Source organism: Thalassoglobus polymorphus (assembly GCF_007744255.1).
Lineage (GTDB): Bacteria > Planctomycetota > Planctomycetia > Planctomycetales > Planctomycetaceae > Thalassoglobus > Thalassoglobus polymorphus.
This window is the reverse complement of record NZ_CP036267.1, coordinates 2,486,108-2,504,360: the sequence shown is the minus strand read 5'-3', so window position 1 is coordinate 2,504,360 and position 18,253 is coordinate 2,486,108. Positions and strand designations below refer to the sequence as shown.

11 protein-coding genes are annotated in these 18,253 nt (G+C 49.2%); 5 read left to right on the top strand and 6 right to left on the bottom strand.

Going from position 1 to position 18,253, the window contains the following annotated elements:
* Positions 1-504: 504 nt before the first annotated feature.
* From Mal48_RS09050 to Mal48_RS09040, 3 genes are all read left to right on the top strand, one after another.
* Positions 505-2,385 (top strand): family 16 glycoside hydrolase, encoded by a 1,881-nt coding sequence (locus tag Mal48_RS09050; RefSeq protein WP_145198172.1) that lies wholly within the window; start codon positions 505-507, stop codon positions 2,383-2,385.
* 96 nt (positions 2,386-2,481) lie between these two features.
* Positions 2,482-3,717: a RidA family protein gene (locus Mal48_RS09045; RefSeq protein ID WP_145198170.1), complete on the top strand. Its 1,236-nt coding sequence runs from the start codon at positions 2,482-2,484 to the stop codon at positions 3,715-3,717.
* A 418-nt stretch (positions 3,718-4,135) separates the two neighbouring features.
* The gene (locus Mal48_RS09040) at positions 4,136-7,003 is read left to right on the top strand and encodes a tetratricopeptide repeat protein (RefSeq protein ID WP_145198168.1); all 2,868 of its coding nucleotides are present in this window, start codon (positions 4,136-4,138) and stop codon (positions 7,001-7,003) included.
* Positions 7,004-7,039: 36 nt separating this feature from the next.
* Here Mal48_RS09040 and Mal48_RS09035 read toward each other — a convergent pair whose 3' ends face one another.
* The 4 genes from Mal48_RS09035 to Mal48_RS09020 form a co-directional block, all read right to left on the bottom strand.
* Positions 7,040-8,233 (bottom strand): hypothetical protein, encoded by a 1,194-nt coding sequence (locus Mal48_RS09035; protein ID WP_145198166.1) that lies wholly within the window; start codon positions 8,231-8,233, stop codon positions 7,040-7,042.
* A gap of 174 nt (positions 8,234-8,407) precedes the next feature.
* Positions 8,408-9,595 (bottom strand): hypothetical protein, encoded by a 1,188-nt coding sequence (locus Mal48_RS09030; RefSeq protein ID WP_145198164.1) that lies wholly within the window; start codon positions 9,593-9,595, stop codon positions 8,408-8,410.
* A 67-nt stretch (positions 9,596-9,662) separates the two neighbouring features.
* On the bottom strand, positions 9,663-10,694 hold the full coding sequence (locus Mal48_RS09025; protein WP_145198162.1) for a hypothetical protein: 1,032 nt from the start codon (positions 10,692-10,694) through the stop codon (positions 9,663-9,665).
* A 434-nt stretch (positions 10,695-11,128) separates the two neighbouring features.
* The gene (locus Mal48_RS09020) at positions 11,129-11,881 is read right to left on the bottom strand and encodes a hypothetical protein (protein ID WP_145198160.1); all 753 of its coding nucleotides are present in this window, start codon (positions 11,879-11,881) and stop codon (positions 11,129-11,131) included.
* A gap of 301 nt (positions 11,882-12,182) precedes the next feature.
* Between Mal48_RS09020 and Mal48_RS09015 the strand changes: the two genes are divergently transcribed.
* On the top strand, positions 12,183-13,685 hold the full coding sequence (locus tag Mal48_RS09015) for a hypothetical protein (RefSeq protein WP_145198159.1): 1,503 nt from the start codon (positions 12,183-12,185) through the stop codon (positions 13,683-13,685).
* Positions 13,686-13,997: 312 nt separating this feature from the next.
* Entirely contained in the window at positions 13,998-14,366 is a 369-nt protein-coding gene (locus Mal48_RS09010; protein WP_145198157.1) for a DUF2237 family protein, read from the top strand.
* Between the two features lie 207 nt (positions 14,367-14,573).
* On the opposite strand, the gene Mal48_RS09005 is transcribed toward Mal48_RS09010, so the two are convergent.
* Together Mal48_RS09005 and Mal48_RS09000 are read right to left on the bottom strand one after the other, a co-directional pair.
* Positions 14,574-17,069 carry a DNA internalization-related competence protein ComEC/Rec2 gene (locus tag Mal48_RS09005; RefSeq protein ID WP_197442191.1) on the bottom strand — a complete coding sequence of 832 codons (2,496 nt, stop codon included), beginning with the start codon at positions 17,067-17,069 and terminating at the stop codon, positions 14,574-14,576.
* A 372-nt stretch (positions 17,070-17,441) separates the two neighbouring features.
* Positions 17,442-18,212, bottom strand: a complete 771-nt coding sequence (locus Mal48_RS09000) for an SIR2 family NAD-dependent protein deacylase (protein ID WP_145198152.1) — start codon at positions 18,210-18,212, stop codon at positions 17,442-17,444.
* Positions 18,213-18,253 lie beyond the last annotated feature (41 nt).

Sequence of the window (18,253 nt, the reverse complement as noted above, 5' to 3'; positions counted from 1 at the left end):
AAGTCTTCCCTCCGATTCGTCGTCAACTGGAGTCTCCCGCCCCTACAGACTACTCATCACAGACTGTAAAGGAAACAAACTCTCACAGTTTTTGCTGCTGTTTGCTTTGCGGAGTTGCAAGATGCTCGATACGATTGTGAGTCATAACTGAGTACCTCTGCGAGCTCGATGCAACGCAAAATTTCCTCGAAGTTAAAGAGGTTCAATTCATTACTGAATCAGCTCGACTCCGCAATGACGAATTTGCTCTGAAAAAACGCAATCAATAATGCGGAGATTCGTTATCAGCCATTGGGAACGCGGTCACAGTTTCAGATGAGTTTGAGCTCGCTCATTCTTAAACGAATTTGCACTCCACTTCTCATCGGGACGACTCAGGAATCTTAGAATTTTACTAGAACCAGTCCGAAAACCTCTGAAACAGCAACCTCTCTCCATGTTCGAGAGAGCAAATTCAGGTTTCAGGATCAGTTCTAAAGCAACTTAACATTTGGTAAGGCCATCATGAAGCAAACAATCCTCCTGGCTACCGTCTTGGGAAGCCTCACCTGTTCCCACCTTTTTGCTGAATCCCCAAACACACTTTCCCTCTCAGAGAAGATGTCTGGTTGGGAACTTCTCTTCGATGGAAAAACCGCCGAGAATTTCCGCAACTACAAAAAAGATACACTCAACAGTGGTTGGGTCGTAAAGGATGGTGCTTTAGTCCGCGCCGCTGGCGGGGCTGGTGACATCATCACGAAACAACAATATTCCGCATTCGAGTTGATGCTCGATTACAAAATCTCCAAAGCAGGGAACAGTGGCTTGATGTTCCACGTCACCGAGACGGAAGCGACTCCGTGGCGAACCGGTCCCGAAATTCAAATCCAAGACAATGTCGATGGACACGATCCCCAGAAATCGGGATGGCTGTATCAACTTTATCAACCTCCGGGAGACCCTGCGACAGGGGAAACCGTCGATGCGACTCGCCCTGCAGGAGAGTGGAATCAGCTACATATTCGAATCACTCCCAACCAATCCGAAATCAACATGAACGGTGTCCGTTATGCACGTTTCAAGAAGGGGGACGACGATTGGAACAAGCGAGTCGCAGCGAGTAAATTTGCGAAATTCGAAAACTTTGGGAAACCAAATTCAGGGCATATCGCACTGCAGGACCATGGCAATGAAGTCGCATTCCGGAACATCAAAATTCGCGACCTCTCAAAAGACAACGCTGTCAAAAATCCAGTCTCTGGAACACTTGAACTCGAACCTGTCCTCGCTTTTCCAAATCTGAAATGGGCCAACTGGGAGCCCGTTGATGAACGTGGTCGTCCACAGTCCATTCGCCCCGTCGTGGTCACATATGCCGGTGACGAATCCGGGCGTCTGTTCGTGATGGAACAGCACGGTGTGATTTACACATTCAAGAATGATCCGAAGGTCACAGAATCTCACGTCTTTCTGGACCTGCGAAGTAAAGTGAACTACTCCGATCGTCAGAACGAAGAAGGCTTCCTGGGGATGGCTTTCCATCCGAACTTCAAAGAGAACGGAGAAGTCTACGTTTACTACACCACCGTCCCGGGACAGATTTCGGTAATCTCGAAGTTCACAGTCTCCAAAGAGAATCCAAACCAAGTCGATCCGAACTCCGAAGTTGAAATCATGCGGATCGAACAGCCATTCTGGAACCACAACGGCGGCACGCTCGCTTTTGGGCCAGATGGGTACTTGTACATCGGACTCGGAGACGGCGGCAGTGGGAATGACCCATACGACAATGCTCAAAACCTTTCCAGTTTGCTTGGTTCGATTTTGCGAATCGACGTCAATGCCAAGCAGGACGGCAAAAACTATTCGATCCCAGCAGACAATCCTTTCATCAGGAATAAAGAGGCTCGTCCAGAAATTTACGCCAACGGTTTACGAAATACCTGGCGAATTTCATTCGACCGTGAAAGTGGAGCGCTGTGGTGTGCGGATGTTGGCCAAAACTTGTGGGAAGAGATCAATATCATTCGCAAAGGCGGGAACTATGGTTGGAACATGAAAGAAGGAACCCATCCATTTGGTTCGAAAGCCGCTAATCCGAGCGAAGTGATTGATCCGATTTGGGAATACGATCACGGTGTTGGAAAGTCAATCACAGGCGGGCTCGTATACCGTGGCTCAAAACTTCCCGAATTAGTTGGCAAGTATATTTATGCAGACTACGTTTCGGGTCAAATTTGGGCACTCGATTACGATGCCGAAAAAGGAAAAGTGAATTCCAATCTGGCGATCCCGAGCCCTAAGATGCCGATCGTCACCTTTGGTGAAGACGCAGAAGGCGAAATCTATTTCTGCATCGTCACAAACAACGGCAAAGGAATCTACACGCTGAAGAAAAAGTAGTATCCGTTTCCGAGAGTTTGACTCTTAACCAACAGCACTTCACGATCTGAAGTGCTGTTGGTTTATTTTTCAAGACAATAGAAAAGAGCGAGGACCATGGTTGTTCGTCCGAAATTGATGCTCATTACTGGCTGCCTGCTGGCCATGTTTTCACTTGTTGGAAGCCCTCAAGGAGCCGCCCAACAGAACGCCAAACAAAACGCCGAAAAGAACAGCGATCGGATTCGGAGAATTCCCTCCGAGAACAACAAAGACTTTCCCGCAGCGATTCGCGTCCACGCCGAAACTTTCGGGCACACCACGCAGATCCTTCCCAAAAACAATTCAGAGACGACTCCCTCTCAATGCCAGTCTGTACTCAGCAGATTGGCCCAGATCCTGAAGGACGTCGATTCAGACAAAACCCACGTGGTTCAACTGAACGCGTATGTCACCGATGTCAAAGCTCGCGAAGTCTTTGAGGCTGCAATCCGAAACTGGTTCGGCGACACTCTCCCCGCCGTGACTTGGGTCGCAACTCCGCTTCCGGTAGAGCAGGCTCAGGTTGGACTCGACGCAGTTTTCATTTCGAAACAGAGCAGCGATCAGCGTTTACTTTCTCAAAAGACAGGCACTCCCGACGAAAACCCAAATGGTACTGCCGATAGCAGTTTACTCCCTGCAGGAGATGTCGTGTACGTTTCCGGTCAGGCAGAACCAGGCGATCTTGTAGAAGGCACAAAAGAGACACTCTTATCGTTGGAAAGGACTTTGCAATTCCTTGAGTTAGATAAGCAACACGTCGTCCAAATCAAATGCTTCCTCACACCGATGTCAGACGTCGCCATTGTGAATCAAGAGTTGGCAAAGTTTTTCGGTGATTCCGCAGTCCCACCGGTTTCACATGTCGAATGGATCTCCGGTTCGCGAGAGATCGAGATTGAACTTGTCGCCTGGGCACCTGCGGCTGAATCAGAAAAATCCGTGAGCTATGCAACACCCCCGGGAATGCGATCCTCACCTGTCTACAGTCGTTTAGCTCGAATTCACGGCCAAGACCGCATTTACGTTTCCGGCCTTTTTGCCCAAGAAGTTGGCTCAGGTGCAGAGCAGGTTCTCAATATCTATCAATCGCTTGAATCCACTTTAAAGAAGGCGGGTTCGGACCTCAAACATTTGGCGAAGGCGACGTACTACGTCTCGGCGGCGGATTCAAGTAGCCAGCTAAACAAACTTCGCCCAAACTACTACGACCCTGAACGCCCGCCAGCCGCCTCAAAAAGCATGATGAAAAAGATGGCAGCTGAAAAGATGACCATTCATATCGACATGATCGCAGCCCCCAACCGTTAGCGAATTTTCAATGCGTGTGGTGCCCGTGAAGAGTCGTACCCGTGAAGAAGTGCTTCGAGACTTCATGGACGACTCGCCACGAGACAGAACTTGAAGACCAACATTGCACTTGCCCCAATGCATTTGCTCGCGTCTGTGACCGATTTTTTTCGAACTCAGTCACGCTCAGCTGTTTCGGTTTGCTCATTGCTGCCCGTAATGATTATTCTGCACGACCTCATGTGCCTCCACGTTGAGTCATTTTGATTCAAACAGATTGATTTTCACTGCCAGAACAATAATGAAATCGAAATTCTCAACAACAATTTAGAACCGGTCCGTAAACTTGTGGAATGATGACTTTTCTCAATGATTGAGAGAGCAATTTCAAGTTTCAGGATCAGTTCTAGTAACTTCGCCTCAGGACACAGGGTCAAACATGCGAACGCAAGTGCAAAGGAACACAACGTGGATCCTTCCGCTATTTCTCATCGGAGGATTGGCTTTTTTTGTTCGCTACAGCCATCTGTTTTTTAGCCCCAGTCCGGGAAATCAAGAGCAGGCACAGACACAGGATGCTGCTGGTCAGCAAAACATCTCAAATGTCATTCAATCAGCTTTCAATGAGCTAAACACCGACTTGAAAGCTTCAGAACCGCTTGTCCTGGATTTCATCAAGGCCCGAAAACAGGCTCACACCGATCAGGAAAACCTGTTCCCCAAATCAGCAGATGCCCATCTTCACCAAGAATTTATTGAGAAGTACACACAGTTTCAGCTTCAAGCTGTCGAGTACTACCTGAGCCAGACCAAGGATAGCGAAACAGCAAAACTCGCTGGTGAACAGTTTCTGACTGCATTCATCAATTGGGAATGTGGGACATCGCCTGCAGATGTAAACATCCCTCAGGAAATTACTCAGCTTGCTGAAGAAGCGATCGAAGATGGCTCGAACGACGACACGATTCGAGCTTGCTATGCAGGGGTATTACTAAAGAATCACCGGTCGCAGGAAGCTCTGGACGCGATGGTCGCACTGCATCAGAAAGAATCTCAACTGCAAATTGCCCCGACTCTCGCTCCACTGTTTCAAATTTGGTTCTTGAACGCTTCGCAAGAACTCAAAGAAAGCCGGTACAATATTCAAACACGGCGACGGCTAATGCTCGTCACGCTGATCGAATTCTTAAAACTCGATCAACAAAAAGACGAAGAACGTTTCTTCTGGTTGCTCTTTGACCAGAACGTTCAGCTCGATCGAACAGGTTGGAATGAATTTTTACAAGCTCTGTTTCAACACCCAGAAATTCCGATTTACCACAAACAACTTGCGATGGGCAAATTTCGAGTGAGGTTTGCCGGCGAAGAAAGAAAGCCGACGGATGCTCCGTTGACTTTAGAGCAACAGAACTCCGAACGACAAAAAACGTTGCTGCAGGCCGTTCCTTACTTCTTGCGAGCTTGGCAACTCGAACCACAGTCTCCAGATGCCCCCTATGAACTGCTGAAAATTGCTGTCCAGTTTGATGCTCCGGGATGGACGGCTGAGGACTGGTTTCAGGAAGTCATCAGCATCGAATTCGATCATCAAGATGCTTACAACACTTACTTCGAATCTCTTCAAGCGAAATCACAACGCACCAAGCTTCTTTCACTGGCCAATTTCTGTCTTCAAACAGCTCGTTGGGAGACGCCCGTTCCAAGTTTCGGCCTGAACGCGGTTGAAGATGTCATGGAAGACTCTCCGTTGAACGAAGAGTTAGGAGAAAATCCCGAAATCGCAGATTTCGCCAGTCAGTTTGCAGCGGCTTATCTCGAGCAAATCGAGAACCCAAACCAGCAATCCGTTCATGAATTGGCTGGACAACAACTCGGCCTTCTGACCGGGATACTTGTTCAATCGGAAAATTACGAACCTGCTGCCAAGCTCTTTAAGTTGCATGGCAAAAAACTGACCAACGATGTCTTTCTATGGGCCCATCGAAATCGAGACTCGTTTCACCGAGAAGTTCTCGCAATGACCGGGCCAGCTGCCAATGAGATCAAAGCCCTGACGACAAGCCATCTCCCTGCCGATCAGAAAGTCGTGGACCAGATTCTCGAGAAAGATCCACGTCAAGAAGTTGCACTGTTTGTCACGTCACTAAGACTCAAACAGGTACAAGTTGAGCAGTTCGAGAAAGGAGACTGGGTTGACCTGACATTCCAGGAAAGTCTCCCAGGATGGTTCGTCGATGCCGATGAAACTCACATTTTAAATGACAAGGCGATTGTACTTCGTGAATTCCAACAGCACGGAAACCTCCAGTTACGGCCTGACTTTCAGTTCGACGCTCCCTACCAGATTGAAGTGGTCGTCAAACTCTTTGCAGTTGAGTCGTTGCGTTCCCCCACGAATCGGGTTGCCATCGCTCTTGGTGGGTCGCGCAGTTCAGAATCTCGGTCAATGAAGTTTGCTGAATTCGGTGTTACCATGAACGGGGTGAATGTGGCGCACCTGAATTCGCAAACTCCAGACGGTGAAATCTTAAAGTTGAAGCCGATCTTACACATCAGCGACACCTATCGTTTAACCCTCGAAGTCTGGCCGGACCGCGCGTTAATGTACGTCAATAATCAGCCCGTGATAAATGATGAAAATATCACTGGGATTGCGACAAACTTACTCTCGTTCGGAACGATCATCCCGGACAAGCTGACTCCACGTAGCATTCGTTTAGAAACCCCACGCCTTCGGAAACTCTCTGTCTCTCAAGAGGCCAGTCTTCTTGCTTACACTCAGAAACTGGTACAGCTTCACCCTTACCATCCGAAAGCCTATTTTCTTCACGGCAAGTCATTTCGGAATTTGAATCAGCACGATGCCGCGCGAAAAGAGTTTGAAAAAGCTCTCCTCCTCAAACCGGATTATGAAGAAGCAAAACGAAGCCTCGCCTTCTGCTACGGCGCACTCAGAGACTTCCGCAGGGCGATCCTTATTCTGGAAGGCTTAGTGAATGAATCAACTACTGACCCAATCCTCATGAATGAACTGGCTTGGAATTTAATTGTCTGCGACGACAAATCTCTGAGAAACGCACCACGTGCGATCTCACTGGCGAAGGCGGCTTGTGAGCAGTCCAACTTCGAAAACCCTAACATTGTCTCTACGCTAGCATCCGCTTACGCTGAACATGGAGAATTCGAGAAAGCTGTCGAAACGCTTCAAATAGCAATGAAAATCGCTGATCCACAATTGCAAATCTATTTAAACGAACGCCTCGCAGACTACTCTGAATCACGTGCAATTCATGAGACTGCCCCGTAAGAGAAGTGTTCACATGAAGGAACTCGGCACAGATTGCTACTCAAAGAAGTATCGCTCGACTTGCTTAAAGAGTTTTGGATCGGCTTCGTTGAGGCGCTCTAAGTGTTTTTGTGCTTTCTCAACATGCGAAGGCTCACCTTCTGTTGGGGAGAGTTTGGCGCTCCCTTTGGCAGTCATCAAATAACGAATGATAGCCCGTTTTACGGGAGGGTCGTTGAAACCTTCTTTTTCGTACAAGCCCACAACCTGATCCATCGCCTCCCAGTCTTTCCAGCGAGCGAGGTCGATGATCGCCATATCTGCAATTTCTGGTCGCTTTAGAACGGCTCTCATCGCTGAATAGAGTTCATCTTGAGGTATTCGCTCACGGTCATATGTCCAGATAAAGCGAAGTGCCTGCAGAACCTGAAACAGATCAGTTTGCGAAGATTCTGGATTCAGAATCATGGCTTCTTCAAGAACGTTGAAGCCTTGCTTTCCGGTCAGCAGGATGTATCCCGATGTCATCCCATCAATCCCGAACTGATAATCAGCACTCGATGTCAGTAGTTTATTCTTCAGGAACTCTCCATCATCTTCATCACCGCACAGCCCCAAAATCAAACCGTAGAAACCGGTCCGCAACACTCGATCCGGTGGTGATTCAGGATTCTCTAACCAACTCCGAATACGCTTTGGTTCCATCAAAGGAGCGAGCGGGACGATGTCTTTGTAGGCAGAAATTGCAAATTCCGAAAACGCATCAGCAGCGACCACAGAATTTGGATGCTCTAGAAATTTCAGGAAGTAGACAAGTCGCTGTTGAACAGGCACGTCCAGACTGGGAGCGTTGACCATATAGTCGAAACTCTCCTCCGTCATATCGATAAGTTCCGTCCATTTCAGCGCGTCGTCAGCATCTTCATTTTTGTTGCCCATAATCAGGACCAGGTCACCCTTTGATCCATCACGAAATCGCTCGATGCTGAGCGTTCCCCCCTGAGAGAGGTCAAAGTCGACTCCTTTGACGATTTTCACGATCTCAAACCGAGTCGCCCCAGAAAATTCTTTCTGCCGATTCGGTTTGTCACCCTCCAGAAATTTCCCGAGAACGACCGCATCATGAGAAGCGACTTGCTCCGCCAGAGAAGGCGGCGTCACCCCGCAATATGGGCAGGATGCAAGAAGAGAACCTGCCGAAACAGATGCGCTTAGTAGAAAAGCTGTAATTAAAGTCCAAAACGAACGCATGATTCCCCTCCTGCGAATATTGCCGTCCATCCATGGTATCGACAATCTATTGAGCCTCGAAGCACAATTTTGCCACTATTCGACCGGTGTGCTCATCTTTGAAAAAATAAGCCCCAGAAAGCTCTGGTGGAGCACCTGGGCTATCTGGGGCATCAATTCACAAAACTGTTCTGCTTAATCGAAAAAGTATCGTTCAGCAGATTTCACTGTTTTGGGGTCTTCTTTGCGAAGTTTTTCCAGGTTCGCTGACGCCTGTTTCACGTGGTCTGCGACCTCACCTTCTGCAGACGTCTCGTTATTCTTTTCTGCGATTAGCATAAAACGGACGATGGCCCGCTTGATCGACGGAACCTGATACTCTTCGTCGTCGTAGAGTTCCATCAGCTTGTCCATTACGCCCCAGTCATCCCAGCGGGCAAGGTCCACAATGACCAAGTCTGCCAACGTAGGACGATCAAGCAGGATTCGCATCGACTTTCGCAAGCGGTCCGGTGAGATTCGGTTATCGCCGTAAGTCCACATGAAGCGGAGAGCCTGCATGGCTGCGAACGTCTCGCTGAAGGGAACTTCACGGTTTCGGAGCTTGTGTTCATCAATAACGTCGAGCCCTTCGTCACCAGTCAGAACAAGATATCCACTCATGACGCCATCAATGCCGAGGCGGAAGGTATCAGACTCCTCGAGAATTTTCGCTTTCATAAACTCAGCATCGTCCTCGTTTCCGCTCAATCCCAGCAACAGACCAAAAAGACCGGTGCGGGTCGCTCGACTGGGAGCACCTTCTGGGTCCTTCAGCCATTCACGGAGTTTTTCGCGAGGCATGATGTTGCGTAGCGGAACGATGTCCTTGTAAGGAGCATTAGCAAATTCCGAGTAGGCATCCGTTGCGATCAACGCATCGGGATATTCCAGAAACTTCATGAAGTAAGCCAGACGCTGCTGTGTAGGAGCATCCTGAGGCGGCGACTGCTTCATGTAATTGTAGCTGGTTTCCGTGACTTCGAGTGGGCTGCTCCATTCGATTCGGTCGTCAGTAAGTGTGCCAAGTAAGAGGAACAAATCACCTTTTTTTGAGGCTCGGTAGCGATCCAGTTTGATCGTCTTCCCTTTCTCCAACTTATTCGATTCATCCTCGACGACTTCGATAATCTCGTAGCTGGTCGTTCCGGAGAAGCTCTTTTCACGATCAGCCTCCTCACCACCGGCCCACTGCACAAGAACAGCAGCCTGCGAAGCACTGAGTTGCTCAGTGAGTGTCAACGACGGAGCATCGCAGAATGGGCAGGCAAGTGCCGTCGCAGTGACACATGCTAGAGCGATGAATACGCTGGGGAGGCGGAAGAGGAGAGAGTAGAGGCGCATCTTTGTGTCCTGGAAGTTGAGATTCCGATCCGAAGGGTTGCGTGAGAGTGCAACATCTTGGCGATCATTATTTTTGAATAATCGTTGCATCATCAATATGATACAAAAGTCCGAGGGTTTCAACAAATTCCCCGGTCTTTTCGTCCCGTTCATCCTCAGGCCAAGATTCAATTTTGAATGTACCGACAAGATCGAATGGTCGTCCCTGAATGTATTTCGACGTCTCTCCATCTTGGAGTTTGACCCACAGCTTGTCGTACACTTTGGCCTTCCGTCCGAAACAGCAAATCTGGTTATCCCGCACAAACATGAATCGTCGTATCCCTTCAGATTCATCAGGCGGGAACATCCATCCTCGCAGAATGATTTTCTGCCCTTGAAGAGCGGTTAACCAATCTGGCAAGTAGTCTTCTGCGTTAAGTGGAACAGGTTCCATGTTCAGCGTTTTGAGTAGATCGATATCGTCAAATGTGACTCGCCAGGCATCGTGCTTGCTCTCTTTGGTGAACTCTCGCTCCTTGACCAGAAGCTTGATCTCTCGCGGCTCAGCCGCAACTGAGTCCTGATTCAGCCCTAACAGCTTTTCACGATTCTGGCGATCCATTTCAGCCTGCAGACTGACAATTTTAGAAGCCTCTTCGGAGGAAGCATTTTCAGAATCTTCGGTTGACGGTGTTGTTGATGCAGGTTGATTTTCTGGACCTGCATCATCATCCACCATCTTCTTCTCGTCGGGTTTCTTTCCGTCAGGCTTTTCGCCAGTCGGTTTCTTTTCCTTTGCGCTCTCCGCGTCGGTGTTCGCAGATTTTGGAGTTTCAGATGATGCGACCGGTTCGGAAGTCTGTGAAGACGATTCCATGGAAGAATCAGATGTCGCTTCGGCATCAAGAGGTGAGGTCTCAGGCTCTTTTGCAAGATCCGTCTGCTCAGAGGGCTCGACAGGTGAACTGATTTCCTCGGTGATCTCCCGGGTTTGGCTGTCGGACTTCTGACACCCCGAAAAAATTACAACGCCCAGCACTAAGGGGAGAACGATCAAGCTCGAAAGGGACTGCAAGGCCGTCGGCGTCCTGCTCGACTTTAATATTTCGGTGCTCATTCGAATTCACTCATTTCAAACTGAAAATGCTCACTACAATCAATCACTGTGATACATTTCCGGGCGTGTAGCAACTCACCCGGTTGAATGGGACAAATTGAACAGAACGATGTTCTATTAGTCAGCGTCCTCTAAGTTAGCGGTTCACCGCGTTGAGGTAAATCTGTGTCGTGGAAATCTGCATTGAGGAGATCTGTGGCAGTGGATTATCCCAACTGCGATCAACTCAAAGGCCAGCCCAAACATGCAGGGTACAATGGATGCAAGAGCGCGGTGGATTGCACAATATCTTAACCTTAAGAGTCTTAAGGTTAAATGGCTTATTGAACACGCTTAGTGAACAATCGCACGTCCAGACTTTACCTCATCATGAACGACTTTTGAACCGACGAGGAACATGGACAATCAGATCGATATCACCGTACTTGCCAGTTCTAAAAATCGCTAATTCGAGTCGTGAAGTATTCTCCATCGATAACGTACAAGGGCTCCAGATCCTGATTTGTGAATTGATCGTTGATCCGGAACTTGCCAGCGATTGCAACTTTTCCAGCTTTGTAATCGATCTCTTTTCCAGGCGCCATGACGACACCGACGCGGTCAGTCAATGCGGGAGAAGCTCCAAAGCAACAATCCTGATTATCTTTCACCAAGATGAATGATCCCAACCCTTTCATTTTTCCGGTTTGATAGATGTACCCCTTGAGGAAGATATCTTTCCCTTCCATGTCGAGGACATCGGGATGAAGGCTTGACTGCCCGTTCACAGTGACAAAACCTTTCTCGGAGATGTCTTTGAGGAAGTCGTAGCGCTCGTATCCCTCTGGGACTTCCGTTTTGTAGGTATACACCTGATAGCCGAGCCCAAAACTGAAGAACGTCGCAGAAAGAACAATTCCGGCAACGGCAATCCAAGTGCCGCTGTAAGCAGTTTTTTCTCGACGGATGGCGAACAATGCAAGACTGCTGATGACGAATGCAATCAAACATAATGGAAGCGCCAACCACACAAAGAGTGCCATCGAGGACAACAGCGTCAGTACGAATCCGACGACTGCAATCACAGGCACGGGTCGATAGCTGAATTCGTTGTAGTCGCTGAACTCACGAGCGACTTCCGAAATGGGTCGCGAATCTGGTTCTGCGGCTTGGGTCGACTCGATCTCATGTTCAAGTGTTTGAGTCATTTCTGAACTCTCTCCAAAATTTTGGAATAGTGCGGAGGCTGGAAAAAAGGAAAAACAGAGGCAGTAAATTCTACCGCCCGACTCCACATAATACTGTGCGTTATTATACGTCGACCAGATTCGTTCGTCTCAAGTCGTAAGTTGGAATTGTTGCAAATTTGGGACAAATTTCCCGAATTCGGACAAGATTAACAGGGTTACCACCAGCATTTTCGGAACTTCTCGTTGTTTGAGGTGTTTCTATTCGTATGACGACTCCGTCATATCTTTTTACGAATTTTGAAAACGTAGGATAAAACTGATGAAAACGTTGACCCGGTTTGCAGCTTCGCTGGCTGTCTGTGGGCTTTCAGCTGTCGCGATCGCACAGGAATCTGATGAGGTTTTTAAAAGCCTCGACAAGAACAGCGACGGAATTCTAGCGGCAGATGAAGTCTCTGAATCTCAACAGAGATTCTTTGAACGCCTTGTTCGTGCAGGAGACAAAAATGAAGATGGCAAGCTGTCACTTGCTGAATACCAAGCCACGCTCAAAGAAGATGAGCGGCCTGCAGGGACGCCCGCTGGTCCGCGTGGAGACAGAGACCGTGGTCCCCGGGGCCGGTTCGATCCAAGCGTTCTGTTCGATCGTTTCGACTCGAACAAAGATGGGAAATTGACGAAAGACGAAATTCCTGAAGAAGCCCTCGGGCGACTGGGACGCATCTTCGAAGAAGCAGGGAAAGAGGAACTCAGCAAACAGGAATTTGATCAAGCCCTCGGAAAGATGATGCGATCAAGACGTCCTGATGCACCTGGCGGACGTCCGGGCAACTCAGAGTTCTATGCTCGTCTCGATAAAAACAAAGATGGCAAATTGTCAAAAGACGAACTCCCTGAGCAACTTCGCGAACGGCTTTCCGGGCTGTTTGAACGTGCGGGGACTGATGAAATTTCTCTGGAACAGCTTACCCGTATGCGGGGCCAGCGCGATGGAAATCGCCCAGAGAAAAGTACCCCGGAGAGAGGTGACACTGAGAAAGATCGTCCGAAAAAAGAAATGAATCGCGACCGCGATACCAACTCCGATCGACCAGAACGTGGTCGTCAGCGTCCCCCAATGCGAGACGGGGAACCTCGTGCTCAAGGACGACGCCCAGAAGGACAGCCAGTAATGAGAGGTCCCAGAGGCTTTGCATTCATGCGAGTGCTCGACACAAATGAAGATGGAAAAATCAGCCAAAGCGAAGCACTTCGAATCGCCAGACTTTTCGATGAACTCGATCACAATAAAGATGGTGAACTGGATGGTCGCGAACTGATGGGTTTCAGCGGAGGCCCAGAGGGAAGCCCTCAAGGTAGAATGAATCGAGCAGGAGATCGACCGGAAGGAAAGCGTCCAGAAGGCAACCGTCCGGATGGGGATCGACCAGAGGGTCGACGTCGGAGTGGAGACCGCCCCGAAGAAGGCAGACGCCCGGAAGGCCGACGTCCCGAAGGTGACCGACCAGAAGGTCGACGCCGTGGTTTCAATCCGGAAGCGTTTCTAGAACGCTTCGACAAAGATAAAGATGGAGCCATCTCAAAAGAGGAAGCAACAGGAAGACTTAGCGAAAACTTTGAACGGATCGATGCAAACTCTGATGGAAAAATTGACGCCAAAGAGTTCGGTGAAATGCTCCGAAGTGGTCGCCCCGGTGGAGAAGGACGCCCGGAAGGTGGACCACCACGTGGCCGCCGTCCTGGATCTGATGGAGACCGCCCCGGACGGCCAGATCGAGCAGGGGATCAACCGAATCGACCACAGCCTCCTGAGTCAGAGTAAAGTCCCCCGATCGGCTTGTTAACTTCGACAGCACCACTGTTCTGGATGGTTTCACTTTCAATCTGCACAAGAGTGAAAGAGACCCATCCAGTTCAAAGTGGTGCTGTTTTTTTTTAATCGCGTGACCAGCAGTCTTTGCAGTCGTAAAGGTGATTTTCACGTCCCCGAGAAGTGCCAAAAATGCCTTGAAATCAAATCTTGATGAGTTCCTCTCAACAACTCTCTCGGGTCTTCTGTTGCAGAGTTATCGCGTACAGCTAAACTTGCAGGTGATTCCTGTTGCTCACTCTCCCTGCTTAAAGCTGAAAACAAATGTCTCGCGGAAAAAATGTACTTGGTGGCGATCTTCAAACCTGTTCAACAGATCCGATGACAGGCTGGTTTCGTGATGGATGTTGTGGCACCGGTCCGGGGGACATGGGGATGCACGTCATTTGCTGTCGAGTCACAGAAGATTTTCTGGAATTCTCGAAATCGACCGGAAATGATCTCTCAACGCCTATTCCTGAATTTCGTTTTCCGGGCTTAACCCCTGGCGATCAATGGTGTGTCTGTGCAGCGAGATGGAAAGATGCCTACGATGCCGGGCACGCCTGCGAAGTCGTCCTGGAAGCAACTCACATGTCAGCACTTGAATTTGCATCACTTGAAGAACTCCAGCAGCACGCTGTCTCTGAGTAATCGCTGCTTCAGGGGCGGGACTCTGTTAGACCATCGTTCGAACTGGTGTTCAGGTTCTGCCTCGTAGCGAACAGCAATTTTTAATTGAGTATTTTCAATGCTTGTCGTGCCCGTGAAGTTCACTTTTATTAGAACTGATCCTGAAACTTTTAATTGCTCTCTCAAACGTTGAGGAAAGCGACCATTCCAGTAGTTTTCGGGCTGGTTCTACTTCAAAAACGGCACGACATGAAGCGGTTGAGCTTGCTTGATTTCAACTGTCAACGCTCCGGACTTCTGTGTCGCAAAAACTCGGACATCTGGACCAAGCTGTTCTTGCAAGCGATCAACAACTGAGGCATCTCCAGTACTAATCAGCACGATACTGGAATTTGCCCAATTAAAAAATTGCTGCGGACTCGAAAACTTTGAGCCATGATGCGGAGCCATCACGAGATCAAATGGCTCGGTCGATTGTTCCAATAAAGCTTCGACTCCATCTCTCTCCAAATCACCCGTCAAGAGCATGCGTCGATTTGCATACTCCAGAGACAGCACCATGCTGTTCGCATTGTCATACTTGGAATGAAACGAACTCGATGGGTGAAGAACTTTGAACTGGACTGCATTTCCAGTTTTCTGAAACTCAATTTCATCGCCAGCAGAAACGATTCGGATAGGAATTCCGTGCGTCGCTGCAGCTTTGCATATTTCCTCGACATTTGCCTGCCCGAAGTCCAGAAACTGCTGAGTCACAATGAGAGTTCCGATTGAAAAGCGTTCAAACAACTTAAAGAGCCCGCTAAAGTGATCGTGATCTGCATGTGAAATCATGACCGCGTCGACGTGACTGACGTTCTGCAAACGCAAATACTGCTCGACGGTCCTCTCGGCTCGCCGTCCATCACCAAAAGTGCCGCAGTCATAAATAATCGTTTCTCCGCCGGGTAATTCAAGAACCGTCGCCAATCCGTGTCCGACCGAGAGGACCGTATATTTCAATCCATCACGCTGAGGAGTTTGCAGCCCGAGTGTGAATCCGATCATGACCCAGACCGAAAGCACCTTCCACCGTCCATTGACCAACTGTCGCGAACCATAAAGATTCCAATTCCAGGCAATAAGGATGTAGTAAACAGCCAGCCACCAAACAGGAGTCGCCCCACAATAGAAATGCCCCAACGGGACATGATGAGCCCAATCAACAACCCAGAGCAAACCTTGCACCGACCAATCGAACAATCCGCCCACCAAGACAGTCAGCGGGGGAATCAGCAAACCGCAGAATAGAAAGAAATACCCTAAGCCTAGCACGACACCTATGTACGGGATGAGCAACGCATTCAGTACAAATCCGATGGGGGTTACCAGATGAAACGTCGCCACAGTCAGTGGTAATGTGCCGAGCCAAATAGCACCGGTCACCACGTATCCCTGATACAGGTAACTTACGACGGGTGACAGGCGTCCCACCCATTGCCATTCTTCGGAAACGGGAACGCCAAGTGTTTGTGCCTGAAAGGGGTTCGCCTCCAAAGCCCGGCTGCTCCAGACAATGGCTCCGACGGCGAGAAACGAAAGCTGCGCTCCGATATCAAAAAGATTCCCCGGATTCCAAAGCAACAGAATCGCTGCACAAAACGCCAGTGCACTGTACGGTTCAATACGTCGATTCCCGGCCGTCCCCAGGCAAATCACTGTAATCAACATCGATGCACGCAGAACCGGCGGACGATGATTCGTCAACATTGCGTAAAGGACGACAGTCAAGATCAGGCACGTTGTGGTCGTTCGCGGTGAAAATTCAAGGACCCGACAAACGATCGAAATCAGCCCAGCCAATATCCCCACATGCAATCCTGAAATCGCCAGCAGGTGCATCGTCCCGCTGTCAACAAAACGATCACGCATCTCGTCTTGAAGTTGAGTCCGATCCCCCAGAAGCAACGAGAGCGCAAGCCGACAAGTCTCCTCCGAAAGGTTCTGGACGAATAGCTGTTTGATTCGTAAACGAGTTGTTTCTCGATATCGCGGAATCAGCCACCAGAATGAACTGGAATCTTCGAGAACTTGCACCGCCTGCGGGTGTCGCACTCGAAACAGCCCATCAATCCCTTGACGTGAAAGAGCGGCCTGAAAGTCGTATCCACCTGGGTTTCTTACAGGTTGTGGACGCGAGAGTTTCCCGAGAAGTTCGATTCGATCACCAATCCGTGCATGAACGAGATGTCCATTGACGTCCACACTCAAACGTCCCGAGACAGATTCCCAATCACCTCCAGCTTGCAATCGTTCGCACTTGAGAATGAAGCGACTGGTGTCGACCTCCAGCCAGGAAGGAATTCTTGGCCCACGTTCTGATTCATACAGATCGAGGCTTGATACGATCACACCTGACATCCTTGCCGTGCGGGGCTCTTCAGTGACATATCTCAGGATGTTGTCTGCACGACGATGGTGATGAAAAAACTGATTTCGCCCTCCACCTACTGCAACCAGCAGCAGCAATGTTGCCACCGATGCAGCGAATGACCATCTCTGAAACGGTAAGCTGACCAATGCCACCAAAGAACTCACCAAAAACAAGCCCACCCACACCGACAAACTCAATGTTGAGAAATGATCCGCCACAATGCCAATACACAATGCCGTCACCGCCCAGACGACCGGGCGTCGGAGATTTCTATGATGACCAGAATTCGAAAACTGATCTTGTTCAATCAATGCTGAAACTCCATGGCATGGAAACCTTAAGAAACTCTCGATGAACAGAACGCAATTTACTGTTTGTCATTCCCAGTCATTCCGATGAAGCTCGATTTCATCCCTTTATGAACAGCTGCCTGCGGGGCAGAACCAGAACACCAATCCAAAAGATGCTCTAGAAGTGATCTCAAAACCTATGGAATTGCGACCTTTCTCTGTACCAGAGTTCTGTACCAGAGAAGTGAACAGTCAGCCTTGAGACCAGTGCTAAAACTCGCCCCACACGTTCGCTCAAGTCGTTCACGATGTCTTTTTTGGAGGATCTTCTCTGAAGAATGATGAATCGGTTTTCGACTTGACGGTTTCAAGAAAGAAGACTTGTCGCATTCTCTAACAACGGTCCATATAAAATTGCTGAATCTGAGAGAGCGTTGATCCAAGTGGCTCACGTATGATGACGTCCGCAAGATGATCGAGCGGAGTCTCCGTGCGGTTGATGATGATGAGCCTTCCTCCATTCCTCTTTGTCACTTCTGGAATCCCGGCAGCTGGATGAACAACAAGAGATGAACCGCAGGCGAAACAAAGGTCCGCGTTGCTTGCCAATTCGATCGAACGTTGTAAGACCTCCTCCGGTAATGCCTGACCAAACGAAACGGTAGCGTGCTTTAAAAGCCCGCTACAATCGGGGCAACTGGGTACTCGATCCTCCTTAAGAAACCGTTGAACCCACGGGTCGGCAGGCCAGCGTTTCTCACAACTCAGGCAACCGATTTCGCGGGCAGTCCCGTGAAGTTCAAGTACGTTTTGACTACCGGCTTCAACATGCAGACCATCGATGTTTTGAGTGACAACTGCAGAAAGCTTCCCTTCCGTCTCCCATTCTACCAAAACGCGATGCGCACTGTTTGGAGATGCAGCCTCAAACTCAACATGCGTTTGCGATTTCTGTCGCCAGTACTCGTATCGATCCGCTTCCGAGTTAAGAAATTCATCGAAGTAGACAGTACGGTTCTTCGACCAGACACCGCCCGGTGAACGGAAATCAGGAATCCCACTTTCAGTGGAAATTCCCGCACCGGTAAACGCAATCGCTGACTGGGACTCGAATAGCCAGCCGGCGATCGACTCAAATTGACCTTGAAGAGCTGACTCGGTCATCAATGATCCCTTTCATGGAATCGTTCTAACATGGAAGCTTT

What these genes read in the sequence shown, in the direction of transcription:
- Mal48_RS09025 (WP_145198162.1), bottom strand. Translation starts at nt 10,694, where the DNA reads ATGAGCACCGAAATATTAAAGTCGAGCAGGACGCCGACGGCCTTGCAG.
- Mal48_RS09040 (WP_145198168.1), top strand. Translation starts at nt 4,136, where the DNA reads ATGCGAACGCAAGTGCAAAGGAACACAACGTGGATCCTTCCGCTATTT.
- Mal48_RS09035 (WP_145198166.1), bottom strand. Translation starts at nt 8,233, where the DNA reads ATGCGTTCGTTTTGGACTTTAATTACAGCTTTTCTACTAAGCGCATCT.
- Mal48_RS09000 (WP_145198152.1), bottom strand. Translation starts at nt 18,212, where the DNA reads ATGACCGAGTCAGCTCTTCAAGGTCAATTTGAGTCGATCGCCGGCTGG.
- Mal48_RS09020 (WP_145198160.1), bottom strand. Translation starts at nt 11,881, where the DNA reads ATGACTCAAACACTTGAACATGAGATCGAGTCGACCCAAGCCGCAGAA.
- Mal48_RS09015 (WP_145198159.1), top strand. Translation starts at nt 12,183, where the DNA reads ATGAAAACGTTGACCCGGTTTGCAGCTTCGCTGGCTGTCTGTGGGCTT.
- Mal48_RS09030 (WP_145198164.1), bottom strand. Translation starts at nt 9,595, where the DNA reads ATGCGCCTCTACTCTCTCCTCTTCCGCCTCCCCAGCGTATTCATCGCT.
- Mal48_RS09010 (WP_145198157.1), top strand. Translation starts at nt 13,998, where the DNA reads ATGTCTCGCGGAAAAAATGTACTTGGTGGCGATCTTCAAACCTGTTCA.
- Mal48_RS09045 (WP_145198170.1), top strand. Translation starts at nt 2,482, where the DNA reads ATGGTTGTTCGTCCGAAATTGATGCTCATTACTGGCTGCCTGCTGGCC.
- Mal48_RS09050 (WP_145198172.1), top strand. Translation starts at nt 505, where the DNA reads ATGAAGCAAACAATCCTCCTGGCTACCGTCTTGGGAAGCCTCACCTGT.